Raw genomic sequence first — 19,412 nt, 5'->3', positions numbered from 1 at the left:
ATTATACACCTCTTATTGTGTTTTTTAATTGTGTATCATCATTGGCATTAAAAATATTTTTAATATTGCTTTCATCGCTCAGAAAATCTGCAATAAATGCCAACAAATTAACATGTTCATCATCGCCGGATGCCGCCAGCACTATCATGAGCCTTACCGGATCGTTTTCTGTACCAAATATTATTGACGGGGCAAGCGTTGCTATAGCAATCCCTGTTTTTAGCACTCCATCGTCCGGCCGGGCATGAGCGAGGGCAATCCCTTGATCTATAACAATATAAGGACCATATTTCAACACAGAATTAATCATACTGTCAATGTATCGTTCCTCGATGCAATTTTCTTGTAACAGTAGATTTGCTGCTTTTCGTATTGAATCCTGCCAGGAATCCGCTTGCAAATTCGTTTTACAATAAATATTATCTAACAAAATAGATTTCACCTGCTTTCACCTAATTAATACCTTCAAATTCGACTCTTGCAATCAAATCATCCTGCAGATCCCGTGAAATTTCAGTGAAGAATGCTGTATATCCAGCCACTCGGATTATCAAGTCTTTATAGTTTTCCGGATTCTTCTGAGCATCTCTTAGTGTCTCTGCCGAAACAACATTTATTTGTACATGGGCAGCGCCATCGTTGTGTTGTCCCATTTGAGACAGGAATACTTTTACTAAAGTGGACAGCTTTGCTATGTCATCCGGATTTTCAAATGTGCGTGGGTGAAATTTCTGATTATATACAACAGAATTAATCTCTTCATAATCCCATTTTGAAGCACTTCTCATCGAAGCAGAAGGGCCTTTGAGCTCCAGTCCCTGCATTGGAGAAATCCCCCCCTCAGCCAAAGGCATTCCTGCCATTCTTCCATCTGGTGTTGCGCCGATCATACTGCCATACAATACTCCTGCAGATAGATGGATATATACCGGATTTTTTCTCAGCCGTCCAAAACGCATGGGATAATTGAGATATGTATGGTCTAAAACCCTCTGGATTTTCGGAATCCACCGATCCGCATATTCGTCATCATTTCCATACTTTGGAGCTTTGAGCAGCCTGGCCTGCAAATGTTCATGGCCGTTGAAGTTATCGTCTAAAGCTTGAATTAATTCAGTCATTGTAGCCTTTTCATCATCAAAAATAACTTTCTCGATTGCTGACAGTGAGTCAATGACGTTAACCAGACCTACGGAAACCTGTGTAGCACTCATGTGTCCAAGTGAACCGCCTTTGGTAATATCCTGTCCGTCAGTCAGGCAGGTCCCCTGAAACATTGACGTATACGGTGCCGGAAACATTTCCTCCCAAACCTTATAGATTGTGCTGGCATGCATGCACGCCATTTGAATCCCATATTCAATCTGTTTCACTAACGCATGAAATATTTCTTCTACTGACTTAAATTTCGCGGGATCTCCTGTCATTGGACCTATCTGCCTGCCTGTTTTTCGGTCTTTTCCATTTGTAAACACATACTCCAAAGCAACTCCCGGATTAATATCGGCACAATGATCCATATTGGGAAGATAAGGATTCCACATAAATGAACAGCAAACAGAATCATATTTTCTGGCAGCTTCTTCCGGTAATCCGCATAAATTTTTGAAATGTCGAATTCTGGATTCGGCACCCAGAAACATTGGCTTTCCGCCGCCGGTTCCAACAACTTTCAATGCTGTCTCAATAAAATCCTTCGTAGTGGATTTGTCGATCCAGATGCCCGTATTAGGCTGATCTAAGTGAACAAACTCCTCTACTTTCAAACACAGGTAGCTCAACTCGTTAATTGCACAGTTTCCTTCCACATCTTCTCCGCCAAGACTTATGTTTTGGAACATTGGATTTCCCGTTCTGAACCGGGATTCTGCTTCTGTGTAAACTTTATTCGTTTCTGCAATCTTCATCCAGTAGCTGCAGAGTATCTCTTTTGCCAGTTCCAGCGGCAGACTCTTTTCATCAATGACATCTTTCTTGAAGTAATTATAAAATTTTTGATCGATACGTCCCGGCGATTGTGCAACTGAATTATTCTCGTAATAGTAGATCAATTGCATAAACCATGCAGACTGAACTGCCTCATAGAATGTGTCTGGTTTTTGCCATGGCACTTTTTTCAATGTATCAGAAATCAATAACAGTTCATCCTTCCGCTTTTCGTCCCCGGTCTCATCAGCCAATCGTTTCGCCTCATCAGAATAGCGAAGGGCGAATGTCCGAATCGCGTCACAGATTATAATGATTGATTTCCAATAGTGATATTTATCAATATATTTTGGATCCGATTTGTCAGACGTATCAATTAATTCCTGCGCTCTCGCCTTATACCAGCCAATCCCTCTCTCCAGTCTGTGCTTATCTAACGACAGGATATGACCCACATGCTGCTGCATGCCAATTCCGCAGCTCCACAGGCCACAGTTTTGTTTTTCTCTCACTTCATCAGGAAGCTGTTTCTGAATACTTGCAAAACTACACCTGTCTTTCCAGTAGGGATGAACTTCATTCAAATAGTATTCCTTGTCTTCTTCTGAGATAAAGGTCGGATTATACTCACGGGTACAGATAGTATCAATCTCATCAATCAGCCAGTCAGATACTTCTGGAAACCACAGACAGCCTCTCATCGTCGGAGTGACGGATCCTACAATCAATTCATCCTCACGGATGGTAACTGGATAGTTCTCTAACACACTTGCCAGGGCCTTTGCGCATCTGATATTCACATCTTCTCCAAGTGTCTGCTTGTAACTTTTATGAATGAGCATGCACCGTTCCTTAATATAAATTTGCTGTCTGGAGTTCAGATATGTCTGTCTCATCCGCTCAAGGCGGTCACTCTTTTTAAGTTCTTTAATATCACAAATCAGAGAATCACTGACCTTCCAATTCTTAGCTCCAATAGGATCCGGATATTCCTCCATGCAGCGTCGAATATTTTCCCGCTCTGTATCTTTTACCGTCTTAACTGTTATTGCTGCCATTTTTCCTCCCTTTTCAAAATTCATTGTATTTCATTGTTCCAAAATATTTGATATGCTCACGGATAATTGCTTTTTGTCCTTCCATACCTGCCTTCAATAGTGTATTGAATTCCGCCGGTTTATCCTGATTCTTTTCGATCGCTTCTTTCATGTATTTTCCGCCTTCCATGAACATATATGTAGCAAAATTAATCTTAGTAATTCCGCGTTTTGCACATTCGGTATAGTCATCTGGAGTTAAGCCGCTCCCGCCATGCATAACCAGGGGAATTGGAATATATTCCTTTAATTCACTGATTCTGTCGAAGTTCAGCTTTGGCTTTGTAAGATATAGGCCGTGTGTTGTGCCTATGGATACGGCAAGCATATCAACACCAGTCTGTTCATAAAAATATTTTGCTTCTTCCACAGTCGTATAAACATCTTCCTTCACTACATCATCCCCGCGACCGCCGACATGTCCGATTTCCGCTTCCACAGAAACACCACAGGCATGGGCTGTATCAACAACTGATTTCGACAATTTAATGTTTTCTTCCAGCGGTAACTCAGACCCGTCAATCATAACAGACGTACATCCCCATTTGATAGCACGCATACACCCTTCGTACGTTTTACAGTGATCCAGGTTTATCGCTGTGGGAACGGTAGACGCTTTGCACCGGTTGACCAGATAGTCCATAAAAGTATCTGCCTCAAACTGAGATTTGCGGCGGGCAGCTGCCAGGTTTGGATCAACCCAGTCGTTAATCTGAACGATCACAGGCGTATTTGTTTCTTCTGCGACACTTAAAATAGCTTCTACGGTAGGATGCGATAACAAATTAAATGCTCCTACTGCATAACCCCCTTTTTTTGCTTCCTGTAAGATATTCTTTGTATTTACTAACATTTGTCTGCCTCACTCTTTTTAATTTTCTTCCGGTTCTTCATTTACTTTTACATTAGCTAAAGCTTCATAATACTTAACAACTGCAATGCTATGCTCCTGTCCAAATCCCATTGCGCGCGTAGCACCAAAGGCATGCAGTGCAGCCGGTCCGATTGATACAGGCAGTTTCAGTTCGTCAGCCGTCTGTAAAGCAATGTTAATGTCCTTGTAAAACAAGTCTGTCGCAAAGCCCGGTTTAAAGTTTCTGTTCTTCAGGAAACCTGGAATTGCATTTTCTGATGCAAAATTACGTCCTGTACTTTTGTTTATTATTGAGAATAGTTTTTCTAAATCCATATCTAACTGTTTGGCCATAACCATAACTTCACAGCATGCCACTAAATCCGCTCCGCCCAGGTAGTTATTAAACATCTTTACAGCCGAACCGCTGCCGAGAGGCCCTGCATGCATGATATTCTTCCCCATAGGAGATACAATCTCTTTAACTTTCTCAAATTCCGCCTCTTCGCATCCTATCATAATAGAGAGAGTGCCAGCCTCTGCGCCTGCAACTCCTCCGGCAATAGGGCAGTCATAATAAGCGTATCCCTTTGCCTCCCCCTCTCTCCCCTGTCTTTTAGAAAAGCTAGGCCCGACAGTGCTAAAATCATAGATTTCTTTAACAATTGATCCCGGGACTTCCATAATTTCACTGACTACCTCTTCTACGATATTTCCATTAGGCAGACACAAGAACACACGCTCCGCATTTTTACCTATTTCGGCATTAGAATCAGTTTTGACAGCCCCCTCATTTACCATTTCATCTAATTCTTTTTGATATACTGTATTTGATGACACAATCATTTCATACCCAGCATCGATACAATGTCTGGCCATAAAGTGTCCCATGTTTCCCAATCCAATAAAACCGTATTTCATATCCGATTCCTCCTTTATACTACTTTGTACATAAGATTCTCATTTTTAAAGTAACGTAAGATCTCTTCCATCATGATCCGTACTGACAGCAGCATAACATCTCCGGCATTTCCTGCCATATGTGGCGTAATAATCACATTGTCTAACTGATGCAGGATATGATCATCCGGCAAAGGCTCTTCCCTGAAGACGTCCAGAGCAGCCGCCTTGATCTTATGTTTACTTAAAGCTTCGATCAATGCCTCCTCATCTACAAGTCCTGCTCTCGCGGTGTTCACTATAATTGCATTCGGCTTCATTAATGCTATTTCGTGTGCACCGATCAAATTTTCAGTAGAGGGTAATAATCTGGCATGCACAGAAATGATATCTGCCTGCTGCATGAGTGTATCCAGATTTACTAATCTCACTCCATATGTATCTGCATCTTCTTGTTTAGCAAAAGGATCATAAACGAGTACGTTGAAATCAAATCCACTTAATTTTTTTACTACTTTCCTGCCAATAATGCCAAAGCCTACAATGCCCAAGGTAGTCTCATATGACAACTTACTGCTTTCGACAGCCTGAAAACCTGCTCCCGGCTTCCAGTTACTATTCATTAAGGTAATTCCCCGCAGCGCATCAAGAATCATCGCACATGCCATTTCAGAAACAGGTTCTGAAACTTTCCCCGGGCAATTACTTACTGTGATTCCGCGCTTTTTACATTCTTCTATGTCTATGTTTTCTAAACCGCTGCGCATGACAGCAATAAATTTTAATTTAGGAGAATGCTCTAATAAGGTTTTGTTTACCCCATTGTACATAATGACCAATGCATCTGCATCTTCCATAATTTTTAAATACTCGTCAGAATATTTCACCCAGTCAGGACCTTCATCTTCAATACGCTTTGCTACTGAACGATAATCTCCTCCTTCACAGAACAGACCGTCATCATATGTGCGAACAACTTCATATCCATATGCTGAACATTGTTCGATTAAATTTGAGATATCCTCTCTGCCCTGATATGGATCAGGAAGTCGTCTGCCATCAAAAGCAAACACTATTTTTTTCATATTTAATGCCTTCTTTCTTTGAATTTAAAATTCAGTTTTGTGTACACGCTCTCTGAATATATTTTTATAATAGCAACAATGATCCGAAATGATTAGTCCAACTTTTTGTCACCAAAAAAAATATTTTGAACTGTTCTATAAGGAACTGATCTACTACTATAAAAATTGAAAGTCTCTATGCTTAGAGGGTGTATTTTTAATAAACTGGATTTTATATATAATTTAGCAATGGGGAGGAAGACTATGATAAAAGCAATCGTTTTGGAAACAAACATCTTCCTGAAGATTATCCATTAATAGGGGGACCCTGGGGATGGATTACTGATTTGAAACGCCCCTATCCTATAATTGTAAACATCATCTCAACAGATCAGATTGAGCTTCCAATCAATAAGCTTCAGGTATTACAGACTGAAGACAAAATCGAAGAAATTTTTTATATTTTGAGAAGGAAATATTATAAGAAGTATGAAATCTTCAGGACAGCCCCCAGACAGTTAGAAATCCTACCCTGCGGGATTTCTAAAGGAAGGGCTCTTTTACAATTAATGAAATTGCATAACTGGTCGTCTAAAGATGTGATTGCCTTTGGAAATGGAGAAAATGATGTCAGTCTCTTTGAGATTGTTGAATCTAGTTACGCTATGGGACAGTCTTGTGATTATGTAAAAGAAAAGGCGGCTTATATTACAAAAACAAATGATGAAGAAGGAATCTACTATGCCCTCCTCCATCATGTTATTAACAGGTCTTTAAAATAAACGTATAAATTTCTTCAGGGGTATCTGCACTGTCAAGTATCTCCAGAAAATCTGGTTTTCCAAGGATATTGTGCAGTTGAAACAATCCATTTAAATGTGCTTGTTTGTCCACAGCTGAGAGTGTAAATATATATTTCACTAACGTCGAATCATCCTCTCCAAAACGGACACCACATTTCAGCCGCGTAAAACTAATCCCCGGCCTAAAACAGTTTTTTAGTGGGTTAGCATGTGCAATTGCGATGCCAGGTGCAACAATATAATAGGGACCGTATTCTTTAGTAACTTCGATAATGGAATCTGCATAGCCTGGAGTAACATACTCATTTGCTTCTAAAAGCTTTGTGGATTGTCTGATGGCGTCCTGCCATGTACTGCAGTTTATCCCTAATTGAATTAACTGGGGTATGCACAACTGACTCAAAGACAGAGCTTCCCCATTAAGATGGAATCCGGGCTTTGAGTGTTCACGTAAGGCTTTGTACACTGTTTCCGATATTCTGGAAACTGCCTCCTCGCAACGATTTTCGACATACTGGTATACAACAGGCCTGATTTTGTTACGTATCATAAACAAATCAGTTTCCTGCCTGACAGGTGGAATATTATTTGCCATCATGTCAAGTAATACGCCCGATATTGCCTGTATATCTTGTTCCGTAATCAGAGCCGAGACTCGAACCGTTCTGATAGAATTATTAACAACCGGCTCCGTTGAGATCAATATATCCTCATTGAATGTATCTATATCCTGCAATTCATGCGAATTTAACACACGTGCTATATGAAGATTTTTTAATATATGCAATTTAACACGGATCAATTCTAATGCCCCTGCCCCTGCATTTGATACCAGTACAGCATCATAGAAATAAGTGTCCAATTTGTACTGCTCAATAGCGGCACAGAAATGAACTGCTATATATAATATTTCAATTTCGGTTAAACTTCTTAAAAAATAAGATTCTATCGCTCCCAGATGATCTTTTACTTCTTTTACAACGTTACCGTATGTTTCTTTTATCTCTTCCAATATCAGACCTGGTCTGTCATCCATCTGCTGAGCCGAATACAGCGCAATCAGATGATTTGACAAATTTTCAAAAAGTGTATAGTTGCTGTTAAAGTCAATACTTAATGAAGCAGAAACATCCTCGATCAGCTTTCTTGCCAAAAACTGAATTCGCAGCGATTGTTTATAATTAATCTTCGGTGATTTATACGACAATACACTATAATAAAGGTTACACACAAATTGGGTTTCCTGATCCGGAATTTCTATCTCAAGTGCATGGCTAAGCCGTTTTATAATTTGATCAGCAATAATATAATTTTCAGAATATGTATCTTTTATAATGCCATCTACATATTTACCCGCTTTCATTTTTTCTACAGAAAATGCAAGATAGTACTCCAGTAATTTATACGATGAGTCATTTAACTCGATCATGTATTCTTTTTTTATCTCATTTAATATTCTCTTGATAACGGGTCAGTCAAGTCCAGACTCCTGTGTAAAATGCTATACAATGTTTTTACCATTTCTACTTATCAAAATTGATGTATTTTCTTGAAGAATAAATCCATTCATCATGTAGGTCCATAAGAACGGCTCCAATTAAGCGATTGGCTGATGTTTGATTGGGGAAGATGCGAATAATCTTTTCTCTTCTGCGTACTTCTTGATTCAGTCGTTCAATTAGATTGGTACTCTTTAGTCGATTGTGGGAATTTCCTTGTACGGTATATTGAAAGGCGTCTTCGAATCCATCATCCAATGATGCGCAAGCTTTTGAATATTTTGGTTGATCGATATAATCATGAATCAATCGATTTTTAGCCTCACGCGCTAAGTTAATATCTGTGAACTTAAAAATTCCTTTAACAGCTTCTCTGAAAGATTTTGAATTTTTTTTAGGAATGGTGGTAAAGATATTTCTTAGGAAGTGAACTTGGCATCTTTGCCAACTTACGTTGGTGAAGGATTTTCTAATGGCAGAGACTAATCCTTTGTGCGCATCAGAAATAACGAGTTCCGTACCTTGTAAACCGCGTTCTTTTAGGTATTCAAAAAATGTTGTCCAGGTCTCTTCGCTTTCGCCACTTTGAATCATGAAGCCGATAATTTCACGGTCGCCATCTTTGGTTATTCCAATCGCTATATGACAGCTTTTTGAGAGTACTCGATTTTCTTCTCGTACTTTTATATAGAGTACATCGGTCATTAAGTAAGGATAATTTTTTTCTGATAATAAACGATTCTGCCACTCGTTAACCATAGGTTCTAGCTGTTCTGTTAAGCTAGAAACGAAGGACTTAGAGACGGATTTACCACAAAGTTCTTCCACAATTTTTGATACTTTACGAGTTGAAACGCCTGATACATACATTTCCAACATTGAAGCCATGAGGGCTTTTTCGTTTCGTTGATAACGTTCAAACACTGTGGGTGAAAAATGGCCATCACGTGTTCTGGGTACTTTTAATTCTAGCGTGCCTACACGTGTCGTAAAGCTGCGCTCATAATAGCCATTTCGTTGACTTTGTCGGTTTTCTGTTCGTTCATATTCTTTTGCTTGAATATATTCTGTTCGTTGATTTTCCATTAGTTGATTAAATACCGTTGTTAAAATATTTTTAGAAACGTCATCCTTTACAGAATATTCAATAATGCTTTGAATCTCTTCGCTTTTCAGTGTAAAATGTACTTGGGTCATGTAAAAGTCCTCCTGGGTATGTTTTTGTCGTTAAAAACATTGTACCGTAAAAGGACTGTTATATGGCCTTTTTACTTTTACACAATTATACGGACTTTATCAACGGGTCTGTAATCTTTCTGAAAAAACATCGTATTTTTCACAATTATAAGCAGTAAAAAACGGTTTTCTTTTATATACTGCCTCAACATTTTTACCAGCGCTTCTCTTCTGGCCAATTCACTGTCAACAATTTTAATCCCCTTATTTGAAGAACTAATAAAATGAAGACCTAACGCTTTTAGATAATCCTTTAGCGTGGCCAGATTATTAATAAAAGTGGATCGGCTGACTAAGAGACGTTCAGAAATCTCATCAATTGTAATATAGTCTTCTTCATAAAGAAGTGCCACAGAACTTAAAAAAACCAGCTCTTCTTTCGAAAATTTATAGGAGTATAGATTATTCTTTATATATGTATTGATAAACTTTTTACCGTATATCAGGCTTTCCCCTTTATCAATCTGACCATTTATTATTTTAATTTCACTTAAATTATAGCTTCTTAAAAATTGATTGATGCTGTTAATATCATTGCGGATGGTCTGTTTTGAGACTGCATATTTATCTGCAAAATTATCAATGGTATAATTTCCGTCCTCAGTCAGATCTTGAATTATAGATATAAATCTTCTGTACATATCTCCTCCTAACCGCACTGTATGCAATTTGTTCAAAAGTAAGAAACACTATAACCATCATCTGCTGCTGGGGCTGCACCCACATACATCACGGAACGGAAGGTTGTCAGTCCCAATGCGCAAACCGCTTTTTGATTTCTCTCAGTTTCATAGCTTTTCCTCTTTTTCCTTTATGCTGCCTTATATTCTATAAATATTCTAAAATATAATATACTTATTAATAATTATAGTAGAACTCACCATAGTTTACAAGTAATTTACAGTAGTGTCAAGGGTTGCTTCCTGTCGTATTTTATCTTTTTCCCGGAGTCATATCGTTTCCCTAGGCATCTCTTTCCACCGGTATCCTTACCTGGCCCACAGTTTATAAGAAAGGCTATCTTTCTTCATATGGTAGTATTCCCTGCCAGGAGTCCTGCCGCAAGGCATACCAGAATTTCCGCATGGTCATTCTTTGTTTCCCGTCCGCCTCTTAGGCCATGCCCCCTCCTCATATACGCAGTCAGGGGCTTGGACTGGTGCACCTTTCATGAAGGCGGTTCAGTTTTTCCATGCAAGTGGATTACTTACATCGGAAAGTAAATCACCTCTAAACGCAGAAAAGACAGGCTCTTCAACCTATCTTTCCTATGAGTTACTTTATTCTGGTACATCTGAAACCCCCAATATTGCCTTCAAGATTCTGCCTGCAAGTCCAATATCATCAAACTCTGCAATGATAGAAACCTTTATATTCTTCAGGTCTTGTCTGGATTTCGGTGAATAATTAATCTTCACTAGATTAATCCCAAATCTCTTTCCAGATCGTCAACAGGTATCCAGCCCTGCTCCCTCGCTGACTGCTCTCCTTCTTCTAATTTTGACAACAGCTTAAGTGCTGCCTACATCCGATCGTATTCTTTCATATCCAATATCACATATTCTCCATGTCCATTCTTTGTCAAAAATACCGGAGCACCATCTGTAGTTTCTTTTAAAACGTCTGTATAGTTTCTCAAATCTGAAATCGGTCTGACTTCACAAAGCACTTCTATCTGTTTATGATATTGATTATGCACGCACAAGTTGAATTTGGGATTTTATGTGAATGGATTTTTACAGACAGCAAAAGAAATTACACCCATGCCAGAAATATTACTGACTATAGGGCACGACTTTGCAAAGAGCAAAAAATAAGTAGCGGCAGTATCACCTAACTAGAAAAAATAACCAAATTCTTACTCCTATAAAAAGACAATACCCGCATAAAATGCGGGTTAAATCGGAGTGACGTGATTCGAACACGCGACCTCTACGTCCCGAACGTAGCGCTCTACCAAGCTGAGCCACACTCCGATATGTATAAAACTTGAGCTTCTCTTAAAGAGAAAATTAAGAATCTGCTCTCGCAGATTCTCAACTACGGATGAAGGACTCGAACCTTCACAAACAGAGTCAGAGTCTGTTGTGCTGCCATTACACCAATCCGCATCAACTTGTCTTATCCTTGTCAGACGCAACATGGTTATTATAGCAGACTCCCCGGAAAAATCAAGCCCTTTTTGTAATTTCCATCAAAAAAATTTTAGAGGCGCTTTTTTCTGAATATTCTGAATATGGTGTGCAAAGGGGTCAGACCCCTTTGCGACTCCTTTGCACGTTTACAATGCTTTTATTCTTTCTATTGCCTCCACCGTTTTCTCATGACTGCCGAACGCAGTCAGACGGAAGTATCCTTCTCCGCTTGGACCAAATCCTGCCCCCGGGGTCCCTACTACACCAGCCTTCTCCAGCAGATAATCAAAGAAATCCCAGGAGGTCATTCCTTTGGGGGTCTGCAGCCATATATATGGCGCGTTTACTCCTCCGGAGACGGTGTATCCTGCATCCTTCAGGCCCTGGTATATGACTTTTGCATTGTTCATATAATATGCGACCTGTTTTTTCAGCTGTTCTTTGCCTGCTTCGGAGTATACGGCTTCCCCGGCACGCTGTACAATGTAAGGTGCCCCATTGTATTTTGTGCCGTGGCGTCTGGCCCACAGTGAATGCAGGGTTACCCCATCGGATTTTATGTCTTTCGGTATGATCGCCGCCCCGAGACGCACGCCTGTGAAGCCCGCGTTTTTGGAGAAGCTTCTTAGTTCGATTGCACAGGTTCTGGCCCCTTCACATTCATAGATTGTATGTGGTACGTCCTCCTCTGAGATATAAGCCTCATAAGCTGCATCGTAAATGATGACTGCCCCAGCCTTGTTTGCATAGTCTACCCAATCCTGGAGCTGCGCCCTGGTAATGGTTGAACCGGTTGGGTTGTTGGGGAAACATAGATAGATGATATCCGGCGTCTCTTTTGGAAGCTCCGGTGCAAAGTTTGTTTCTGCTGTGCAGGGCATGTAGATCACATCGCTCCAGGTTTCTGTCTTCGTATCGTAAGTTCCCGTCCTGCCGGCCATAACATTGGTGTCTACATAGACAGGATATACAGGGTCACATACAGCGATTTTATTGTCTGTGCTAAAGATCTCCTGGATATTTCCGGAATCGCATTTTGCACCATCTGAAATGAAGACTTCATCCGCGGAAATATCGCAGCCGCGGGCCTGATAGTCGTTTTCCGCCATGGCTTTCCGCAGGAATTCATAGCCCAGGTCCGGTGCATACCCGTGAAATGTCTCTGCGCTTCCCATCTCATCCACAGCGCTGTGCAGGGATTCGATGATGGCCGGAGCCAGGGGCTGTGTGACATCCCCGATCCCAAGGCGTATGATCGTTTTTTCCGGGTGCTCCCCGGTATAGGCATTTACCTTTTTCCCAATCGTAGAAAATAAATAGCTTCCCGGCAGTTTTAAATAATTATCGTTTATTTTGAACATGCTAGTTCTCCTTTGCTGATGATTGATTCCATTCCCCGTCAAATACAACTTCTGCGGGGCCTGTCATATATACGGTATCCTTTTCCCTGTCCCATTTAATCAGCAGGTCGCCTCCCAGCAGCCTGACTGTCACTTCGTCTTCTGTCAGGCCGTTTAAGATGCTGGAAACAGCTACTGCGCATGCTCCCGTACCACAGGCAAGCGTCTCCCCGGAACCCCGTTCCCACACACGCATGCTGACCGTATGCCTGTCGAGGACAGTCGCAAACTCTGTATTGATACGTTTGGGGAAACGCTCATGGTGTTCAAATTTGGGACCTGTCTTCTCTATATCCAGATGTTCGATGTCATCCATGTAGACAACTGTATGGGGATTGCCCATGGACACCCCCGTCATCTTATATTCTGTTCCATCTACTATAATAGGTTCATTGATTACAAGCTCTTCCTCTGAGATGATCGGGATCAACGCGGCCTTAAGTTCCGGTTTTCCCATGTCTACCTTCACCTGCGCTACTTTTCCGTTCTCCACGGACAGCTCCAGATATTTGATACCGCCCAGCGTCTCGACCGATATCGCAGTCTTTTCCGTGAGACCGTAATCGTAAACATATTTTCCCACGCATCGGATACCATTCCCGCACATTTCCCCCCTGGAGCCGTCCGCATTGTACATTTCCATCTCAAAATCAGCCACTGCAGACGGATTGATCAGAATCAGACCGTCAGAACCGATTCCAAAATGCCTGTCGCTGACCCGTGCGGCCAATTCGGACGGATTTTCTATTTTCTCGGTAAAACCATTTACATAAACATAATCATTCCCCAGTCCCTGCATCTTTGTAAACTTCATTCTTGTCTCTCCTTTTCGCATCTTTTATTCTGACATGATCGTCAATACCATCTGCGCAGTCTCCAGCATATTGGTTCCGCTGTCCATGCTGCACTTCTGCAGATAGCGGTGCGCCTCTTCTTCTGTCATATGGTTGCGCTCCATCAGCAGCGCTTTTGCCTGCCCTATGAGCGCCCGCTGCCCGGGATCCCTGTTCCTGGCTGCCTCTCTTCTCTTCCTGCGCCTTCTCTGCATGGTCTGCAGCATCATTTGCAATGTGTTCAGCAGATCATAGCCTTTGACCGGCGTCGGAAGTCCTATCACGCCCTTCACCAGATCCTGGCCCCACTTATCAGGCGAGGCAATCAGGAGCATTTCGAAGGATTCGGGCAGGCATTCCCTTAGTTCCGAATATAACATATCCTGCATTTTATATCCACAGATCATAATTCCTTCCCCAAAATTATCTGCATATTGAAGCGCCTGGGCCCCGGTGGTACAGATGCCGGATATGTCAATGCCGCCCCGCACTAACAGGTTGCGAATACTTGCCGCAGTCTCTTTTTTGGGAAATACAACCACAATACTGCTCATACCCGCTTACACCTCCTGCCCATTTTCATTCCTAGCCACACTTTTATCGTTCCCCACACAAGACGTTTACATTTTATGAAGATAATTCGCAAGTTCCCAGTCCGTAACCTGCATACAATAATCATGGTATTCCTTTTTATGTGAGGCAATCGTTTTAGCTGTCAGGTCCGCTCCCAGCACTTCGCGGATCAGTGCGTCTCCCTCCAGTTCGCGAACCGCCTCCATCAGGTTCCATGGAAGAGCTTCAATATGAAGCTCACGGCGCTGTTCCTCTGACATTGCCTGAATGTCTTCATCCACACTGTCTGGCGGAAGAATCTGATTTTTAATGCCGTCCAGCCCGGCGGCAAGCAGAACTGCCAGTGCCAGGTACGGATTCGCAGAAGGATCGGGGCTTCGCAGTTCTATCCGCGTCTTTTCCCCGCGGACAGACGGAATACGGATCAGCGGCCCCCTTGTTCTTGCTGACCAGGACATATATACCGGCGCCTCATATCCCGGCACAAACCGTTTGTAGGAATTCACAGTCGGGTTCGTGATGCAGGTGATGGCTTTCATATGTTTCAGCAGGCCGCCCATAAAATAGTACCCCTCCCGGCTCAGGCCGTTTTTGTCACTGCTATCCTGGAATATATTCGTGCCGTCTTTTGAAAGTGACAGGTTCAGATGCATTCCGGATCCATAGGTTTCGGATTTGGGTTTAGGCATAAATGTAGCATGCAGTCCGTGGCGTTTTGCAATGGTTTTCACAACCAGCTTAAATGTCATAATATTATCCGCCGTGGCCAGGGCTTCATCATACCGGAAATCAATTTCATGCTGCGCGGGGGCGATTTCGTGGTGGGATGTCTCAATCTCAAATCCCATTTCCTCCAGGGTAAGCACCATATCCCTCCGCGCATTTTCACCGTAGTCCAGCGGCCCGACATCAAAATAACTTCCTCTTTCATGTGTGATCGTAGTCGGAAGTCCGTCATCATCCGTGTGAAAAAGGAAAAACTCGCACTCCGGCCCGGCATTCATAGTGTATCCCATTTCGCGGGCTTCACGTATGACTTTTTTCAGCACGCAGCGGGGATCACTTTCATAGGGTGTACCGTCCGGACGGTGCACGTCGCATATGAACCGTGCCACCTTTCCCTGCTGCGGCCTCCAGGGGAAGATCTCAAACGTATTTAAATCCGGATATAAGTACATATCCGATTCTTCTGTCCTGGAAAATCCCTCGATAGAAGAGCCGTCAAACATGCACTCGTTATTCAGCACCTTCTCCAGCTGGCTCACCGTGACGGCCATATTTTTCATAGTGCCGTAGATGTCTGTAAACTGAAGGCGGATAAAGCCGACATCCTCTTCCTCTACCATTTCTAAAATATCTTCTCTCGTGTAATCATTCATAGAATACCCTCCTGACTGTTATCTGACATATTAGTATGTTTTATACTTCTCACGTGCTTATTTTGTTCCTGTTTACAGGCTTGCCTGGGGTAGGAACCTAATTTTCTGCAAAACAACTTACTCAGACCATTTGTAAAATCTCCTGAAAAGTTTTCTGGAATCTAAAAATGGGCGTTCTCTCCCCTGAAGAAAACGCCCTTGTTTCGTCTTATTATAACGACCCAGTGAAAAAATGTCAAACTTTCTTATCCCACTTTTTTCATTTTTTTATTTTATGAATTTGCGGATTTTGGTTTTGAGTTTTTCAAACTCTCCGCTGTGTACCTGGAGTTCCATTTCGTCATGCATATTAAGGCTGCAGATTCCTAAAATTGACTTGGCATCCACGGTCATTCTTCCCTGCGCCATATCAAGATCTCCTTTATATTCCTTGATAAGCTGTACAAATTCCTGAATCTCGTTAACAGTTGCAAATCCCACTCTTACTGCGTTCGCTGTTAATATTTCCCCCGCCATGGTTCTTACCTCCTGATTGCTATAGAGTACCCCCATCCATTGACATTTGATGGAACCGCTTGTTACGTGGCAATATTTCATCACCGATTCAATATTGTACACTATCCTGTGCAAAAAGGAAAGTCCTAATGTTAAATTTTTATCTGCTTTTAATCTGCCTTCCGGATGCATCCATATGATAGTCTTCCTTATAGATCAGCTCCGAAACAGGTACAATCTTGTATCCCCTTTCCTGAAGTCCTGTAATCACCTTTTCCAACGCGTCCTCCGTATACTTCGCCCCATTATGGCAGAGGATAATGGAGCCGTTCTGCAGGGATTTGTTTTCCAGAACAGTATCAATGATGTTCTGTTCGCCATAATCCTTCCAGTCCAGACTGTCCACATCCCACTGAATCGCATAATAGCCGCATTTCACGGCGGTCCGGATCACCGTATCATTGTACTCCCCGTAGGGCGCCCTGAACAGCTGCATATCATAACCTGTAAGTTTCTTTACTTTATCGTGCACGCCCATGATTTCGGCCTCCTGCTCCGATTCGGAAAGCTGGCTCATATTCGGATGGGTTTCACTGTGGTTTCCCAAATCATGTCCCGCCGCCAGTATGGCTTTGACATCTTCCGGGTACTTCTCCACCCATCCGCCCGTCATAAAGAAAGTCGCATGGACCTTGTATTTTGCCAGAATGTCTAAAAGCTTCTGCGTAGACTCATTGCCCCATGCGGCATCAAAGGTGAGCGCGGCCTTCTTCTCAGGTGTGTCCACGGAATAGATGGGAAGTTCCCGGCCGGTTACATTCCCCGCCACCTTAGCATGACCCGCCATATACTTCACCGAACACCCTATAATCATAATGCCCAGAAACGCACTAAAACTGACCTTGAATAGCCTTTGTCTCATAAATAACTCCAGAGTATATTTGCTTAGAATAAGTATATGCAGCGGGGGAACGAAAATAGAAGCAAAGGGGTCAGACCCCTGTTGCAGAGGGGTCTGACCCCTTTGCAACATTCTCCCCCGTTTGCATCCCCTGTACACAGCTCCGGAACATCTGGGCCATGAACGCTGCGATCTCTTCCGGCTCTGACTCAAACCCGTTCAACGCCCAATTCCGTATGATTCCCTCGCAGCCATTGACGATAAATTCATACAGCCACTCCAGCCGTTCCTCTTCCATGTCCGGATACAGCCTTTTCCAGGCGCCAAGAGAATCTTCCTTTGCAAAATACATCATCCTGGCAAGAAATTCTTTATCTCCATATTTGCTGAACATCGCTTTGCACAGTTCTTCATTCTCTCTAATTTTTTTTAATATTTCAGCCGGCAAAATTCCCGTATAATTTTCCTGCCCCATATCCCCCGCAAATGAAAGTACCTCCTGATAGAATTCCTCCTCAATCTTGCAGAGAAGATCATACACATCCTCATAATGAGCATAAAAAGTGGCCCTGTTGATGTCGGCCTTTTCGCAGATTTCCTTTACTGTGATTTTTCCCAACGGTTTTTCCTCCAGCAGCTGTAGAAAACTGTGCCTGATCATTTTTCTCGTATATTTGATCCTGCGGTCTAATTTTGAATTTTTCATAAACAATCAACACTTCTTTCTTTTTTGTTGTCTTACTTACAGATACACCGAATCTGGCGGTTGCCAATTCCCGGTACCTTTATTATATTTAAAATAAGGACAGAAAGCAACGCTGTGTCGTATATCTATCACTGGATTTATCTCCACGGCAGATTATCTCTGCCCCTGGAGGCATGTATTTTACTGCTGCCCATCAAGGATGTTCCATCATTATCGGGAGGTGTTGATTATGAAAAATACAATATATATCGTTACCGGAGCCGCCGGTCATCTTGGCAGCCATATTGTTTCGGAACTGGTCAGAGAAGGGAATAAAGTGCGGGCATTTATACTGCCCTCCGAAGCTGGACTGTTCCGTGCTTCTTCCCCAAACCTCACTTACATCACCGGGGACGTCTGCCTCCCGGATACGCTGGAACCTCTTTTTCTGCATGAAAATTCCGGCCCGGCAGAGAATATCATCCTGATCCACTGTGCCGGCCTGATCTCCATCTACGGTGGTAAAACACCGGGTGTATACGCAGTCAATGTGGAGGGCACGAAACATGTGGTGGACGCCTGTATCCGGCACCATATTAAGCGCCTGGTATATGTAAGCAGTGTTCATGCAATCCCAGAAGCGCCGCAGCATAGAGTCATTTCTGAGATCCGGACTTTTTCCCCCGGACACGTCACGGGATATTACGCCAAAACCAAGGCGGAGGCCACCCAGTATGTTCTGGACAGCGCCGCACGCGGGCTGGATGCAGTCGTCATACATCCGTCCGGGATTATAGGCCCCGCAGAGCGCCCGGCGGGAAGCCTGATGCATATGATATTAAATTTTACGGAAAAGGGCATGCCGGTGGCCGTGCGCGGCGGATATGACTTCGTGGATGTAAGAGATGTGGCTTCCGGGGCCATTAAGGCCGCCCAAAAAGGCAGAAGCGGGGAATGCTATATTCTCTCCAACCGCTTTATCCCGCTGAAAGAATTATTCACAGAACTGTCAAAAGCATCCGGACAGAAAAAGCCCCGCCTCTTCCTGCCCGCCTGGACCGCCAAATGTGCGGCCCCCTTTGCGCAACTCCATTATAAATGCTGGAAGAAAACTCCCGTATTCACCCCCTATGCAATGTATACCCTGACTTCCAACGGAAACTTTTCACATGATAAGGCCAGCCGTGAGCTGGATTATCACCCCAGGCCTCTGCATCAGACCATTGCTGATATGATACGGCAGCTCCGGGAACATTCCGTCAAAAAATAGAATCGGCCGGATGCGGCGGTGTAATCAGCACTCTGCATCCGTTCGGTTCTTCTTATTATATGACTATACTTTATTCTGCAGCTCTGCTGCAGACCCGCCCGCAGGGCATGAATTAGGGGGGGCTGTGGATATAATATTCTGTAGGGTCTATGGAACAACGTTATTTCGTGATAAACGAATGGAGATTATATATTCCTCCAAGCGAATTAATACGCTGCCCCCGTTACGGCGCCTCCTCAGTTGACGAGCTTTACTGCCGATTGGATGAATCCTGCGAAATAAAGGGATAGCTGAAAGCCTGCCAAATGTACATATGCCGTTGCGAAGTGCTAAAGCGGGGCTTAGAAATTCTTGGAAGATGAC

Annotated in this window: 18 protein-coding genes and 2 tRNA genes; 2 read left to right on the top strand and 18 right to left on the bottom strand. The window is 42.8% G+C overall.

Annotated elements, in window-relative coordinates; genetic code table 11:
- Window position 1: 1 nt before the first annotated feature.
- Genes MWG26_RS04605 through MWG26_RS04585 form a run of 5 tightly spaced genes read right to left on the bottom strand, consistent with a single transcriptional unit; the run spans window position 2 to window position 5,861 of the window.
- On the bottom strand, window positions 2-430 hold the full coding sequence (locus MWG26_RS04605) for a PTS sugar transporter subunit IIA (RefSeq protein ID WP_049915437.1): 429 nt from the start codon (window positions 428-430) through the stop codon (window positions 2-4).
- Between the two features lie 22 nt (window positions 431-452).
- A complete protein-coding gene (locus MWG26_RS04600; protein WP_173005737.1) occupies window positions 453-2,984 on the bottom strand; it encodes a pyruvate formate lyase family protein in 2,532 nt (843 codons plus the stop codon).
- Window positions 2,985-2,997: 13 nt separating this feature from the next.
- The gene (locus MWG26_RS04595; protein WP_025654888.1) at window positions 2,998-3,876 is read right to left on the bottom strand and encodes a class II fructose-bisphosphate aldolase; all 879 of its coding nucleotides are present in this window, start codon (window positions 3,874-3,876) and stop codon (window positions 2,998-3,000) included.
- A gap of 18 nt (window positions 3,877-3,894) precedes the next feature.
- Entirely contained in the window at window positions 3,895-4,797 is a 903-nt protein-coding gene (locus MWG26_RS04590; protein ID WP_025654887.1) for an NAD(P)-dependent oxidoreductase, read from the bottom strand.
- A 14-nt stretch (window positions 4,798-4,811) separates the two neighbouring features.
- The gene (locus MWG26_RS04585; protein WP_025654886.1) at window positions 4,812-5,861 is read right to left on the bottom strand and encodes a 2-hydroxyacid dehydrogenase; all 1,050 of its coding nucleotides are present in this window, start codon (window positions 5,859-5,861) and stop codon (window positions 4,812-4,814) included.
- Between the two features lie 326 nt (window positions 5,862-6,187).
- Between MWG26_RS04585 and MWG26_RS04580 the strand changes: the two genes are divergently transcribed.
- Complete coding sequence (locus MWG26_RS04580; protein WP_025654885.1) at window positions 6,188-6,622, top strand: HAD-IIB family hydrolase; 435 nt, start codon at window positions 6,188-6,190, stop codon at window positions 6,620-6,622.
- Here MWG26_RS04580 and MWG26_RS04575 read toward each other — a convergent pair.
- From MWG26_RS04575 to MWG26_RS04515, 13 genes are all read right to left on the bottom strand, one after another.
- Window positions 6,603-8,099, bottom strand: a complete 1,497-nt coding sequence (locus MWG26_RS04575) for a BglG family transcription antiterminator (protein ID WP_276519065.1) — start codon at window positions 8,097-8,099, stop codon at window positions 6,603-6,605. The genes MWG26_RS04580 and MWG26_RS04575 overlap by 20 nt on opposite strands.
- A gap of 67 nt (window positions 8,100-8,166) precedes the next feature.
- Window positions 8,167-9,339 (bottom strand): IS256-like element IS256 family transposase, encoded by a 1,173-nt coding sequence (locus MWG26_RS04570; RefSeq protein WP_000195429.1) that lies wholly within the window; start codon window positions 9,337-9,339, stop codon window positions 8,167-8,169.
- Between the two features lie 77 nt (window positions 9,340-9,416).
- Complete coding sequence (locus MWG26_RS04565) at window positions 9,417-10,019, bottom strand: helix-turn-helix domain-containing protein (protein WP_244062696.1); 603 nt, start codon at window positions 10,017-10,019, stop codon at window positions 9,417-9,419.
- Between the two features lie 881 nt (window positions 10,020-10,900).
- Window positions 10,901-11,017 (bottom strand): type II toxin-antitoxin system prevent-host-death family antitoxin, encoded by a 117-nt coding sequence (locus MWG26_RS22795; protein WP_309295968.1) that lies wholly within the window; start codon window positions 11,015-11,017, stop codon window positions 10,901-10,903.
- Between the two features lie 263 nt (window positions 11,018-11,280).
- Window positions 11,281-11,354 (bottom strand) — tRNA-Pro (locus tag MWG26_RS04555).
- Between the two features lie 64 nt (window positions 11,355-11,418).
- Window positions 11,419-11,489: transfer RNA gene (locus MWG26_RS04550), tRNA-Gln, on the bottom strand.
- A 170-nt stretch (window positions 11,490-11,659) separates the two neighbouring features.
- A complete protein-coding gene (locus MWG26_RS04545; RefSeq protein ID WP_025654883.1) occupies window positions 11,660-12,874 on the bottom strand; it encodes an LL-diaminopimelate aminotransferase in 1,215 nt (404 codons plus the stop codon).
- Between the two features lies 1 nt (window position 12,875).
- A complete protein-coding gene (gene dapF, locus MWG26_RS04540; protein ID WP_025654882.1) occupies window positions 12,876-13,727 on the bottom strand; it encodes a diaminopimelate epimerase in 852 nt (283 codons plus the stop codon).
- Between the two features lie 24 nt (window positions 13,728-13,751).
- Window positions 13,752-14,300, bottom strand: coding sequence for an ANTAR domain-containing response regulator (locus MWG26_RS04535; protein WP_025654881.1), 549 nt, complete (start codon window positions 14,298-14,300; stop codon window positions 13,752-13,754).
- 66 nt (window positions 14,301-14,366) lie between these two features.
- A complete protein-coding gene (locus tag MWG26_RS04530; RefSeq protein ID WP_117441045.1) occupies window positions 14,367-15,698 on the bottom strand; it encodes a glutamine synthetase family protein in 1,332 nt (443 codons plus the stop codon).
- Between the two features lie 267 nt (window positions 15,699-15,965).
- Window positions 15,966-16,214, bottom strand: a complete 249-nt coding sequence (locus MWG26_RS04525) for an HPr family phosphocarrier protein (RefSeq protein WP_025654880.1) — start codon at window positions 16,212-16,214, stop codon at window positions 15,966-15,968.
- A gap of 139 nt (window positions 16,215-16,353) precedes the next feature.
- Complete coding sequence (locus tag MWG26_RS04520; RefSeq protein WP_334301678.1) at window positions 16,354-17,067, bottom strand: polysaccharide deacetylase family protein; 714 nt, start codon at window positions 17,065-17,067, stop codon at window positions 16,354-16,356.
- Between the two features lie 118 nt (window positions 17,068-17,185).
- On the bottom strand, window positions 17,186-17,800 hold the full coding sequence (locus MWG26_RS04515; protein WP_025654879.1) for a TetR/AcrR family transcriptional regulator: 615 nt from the start codon (window positions 17,798-17,800) through the stop codon (window positions 17,186-17,188).
- A 229-nt stretch (window positions 17,801-18,029) separates the two neighbouring features.
- Between MWG26_RS04515 and MWG26_RS04510 the strand changes: the two genes are divergently transcribed.
- Window positions 18,030-19,049: an NAD-dependent epimerase/dehydratase family protein gene (locus MWG26_RS04510; RefSeq protein ID WP_117441047.1), complete on the top strand. Its 1,020-nt coding sequence runs from the start codon at window positions 18,030-18,032 to the stop codon at window positions 19,047-19,049.
- The last annotated feature ends 363 nt before the right edge of the window (window positions 19,050-19,412 follow it).

This window comes from Faecalicatena contorta, assembly GCF_022835095.1.
GTDB lineage: Bacteria > Bacillota > Clostridia > Lachnospirales > Lachnospiraceae > Faecalicatena > Faecalicatena contorta.
This window is presented reverse-complemented; position numbering and strand designations above follow the sequence as displayed.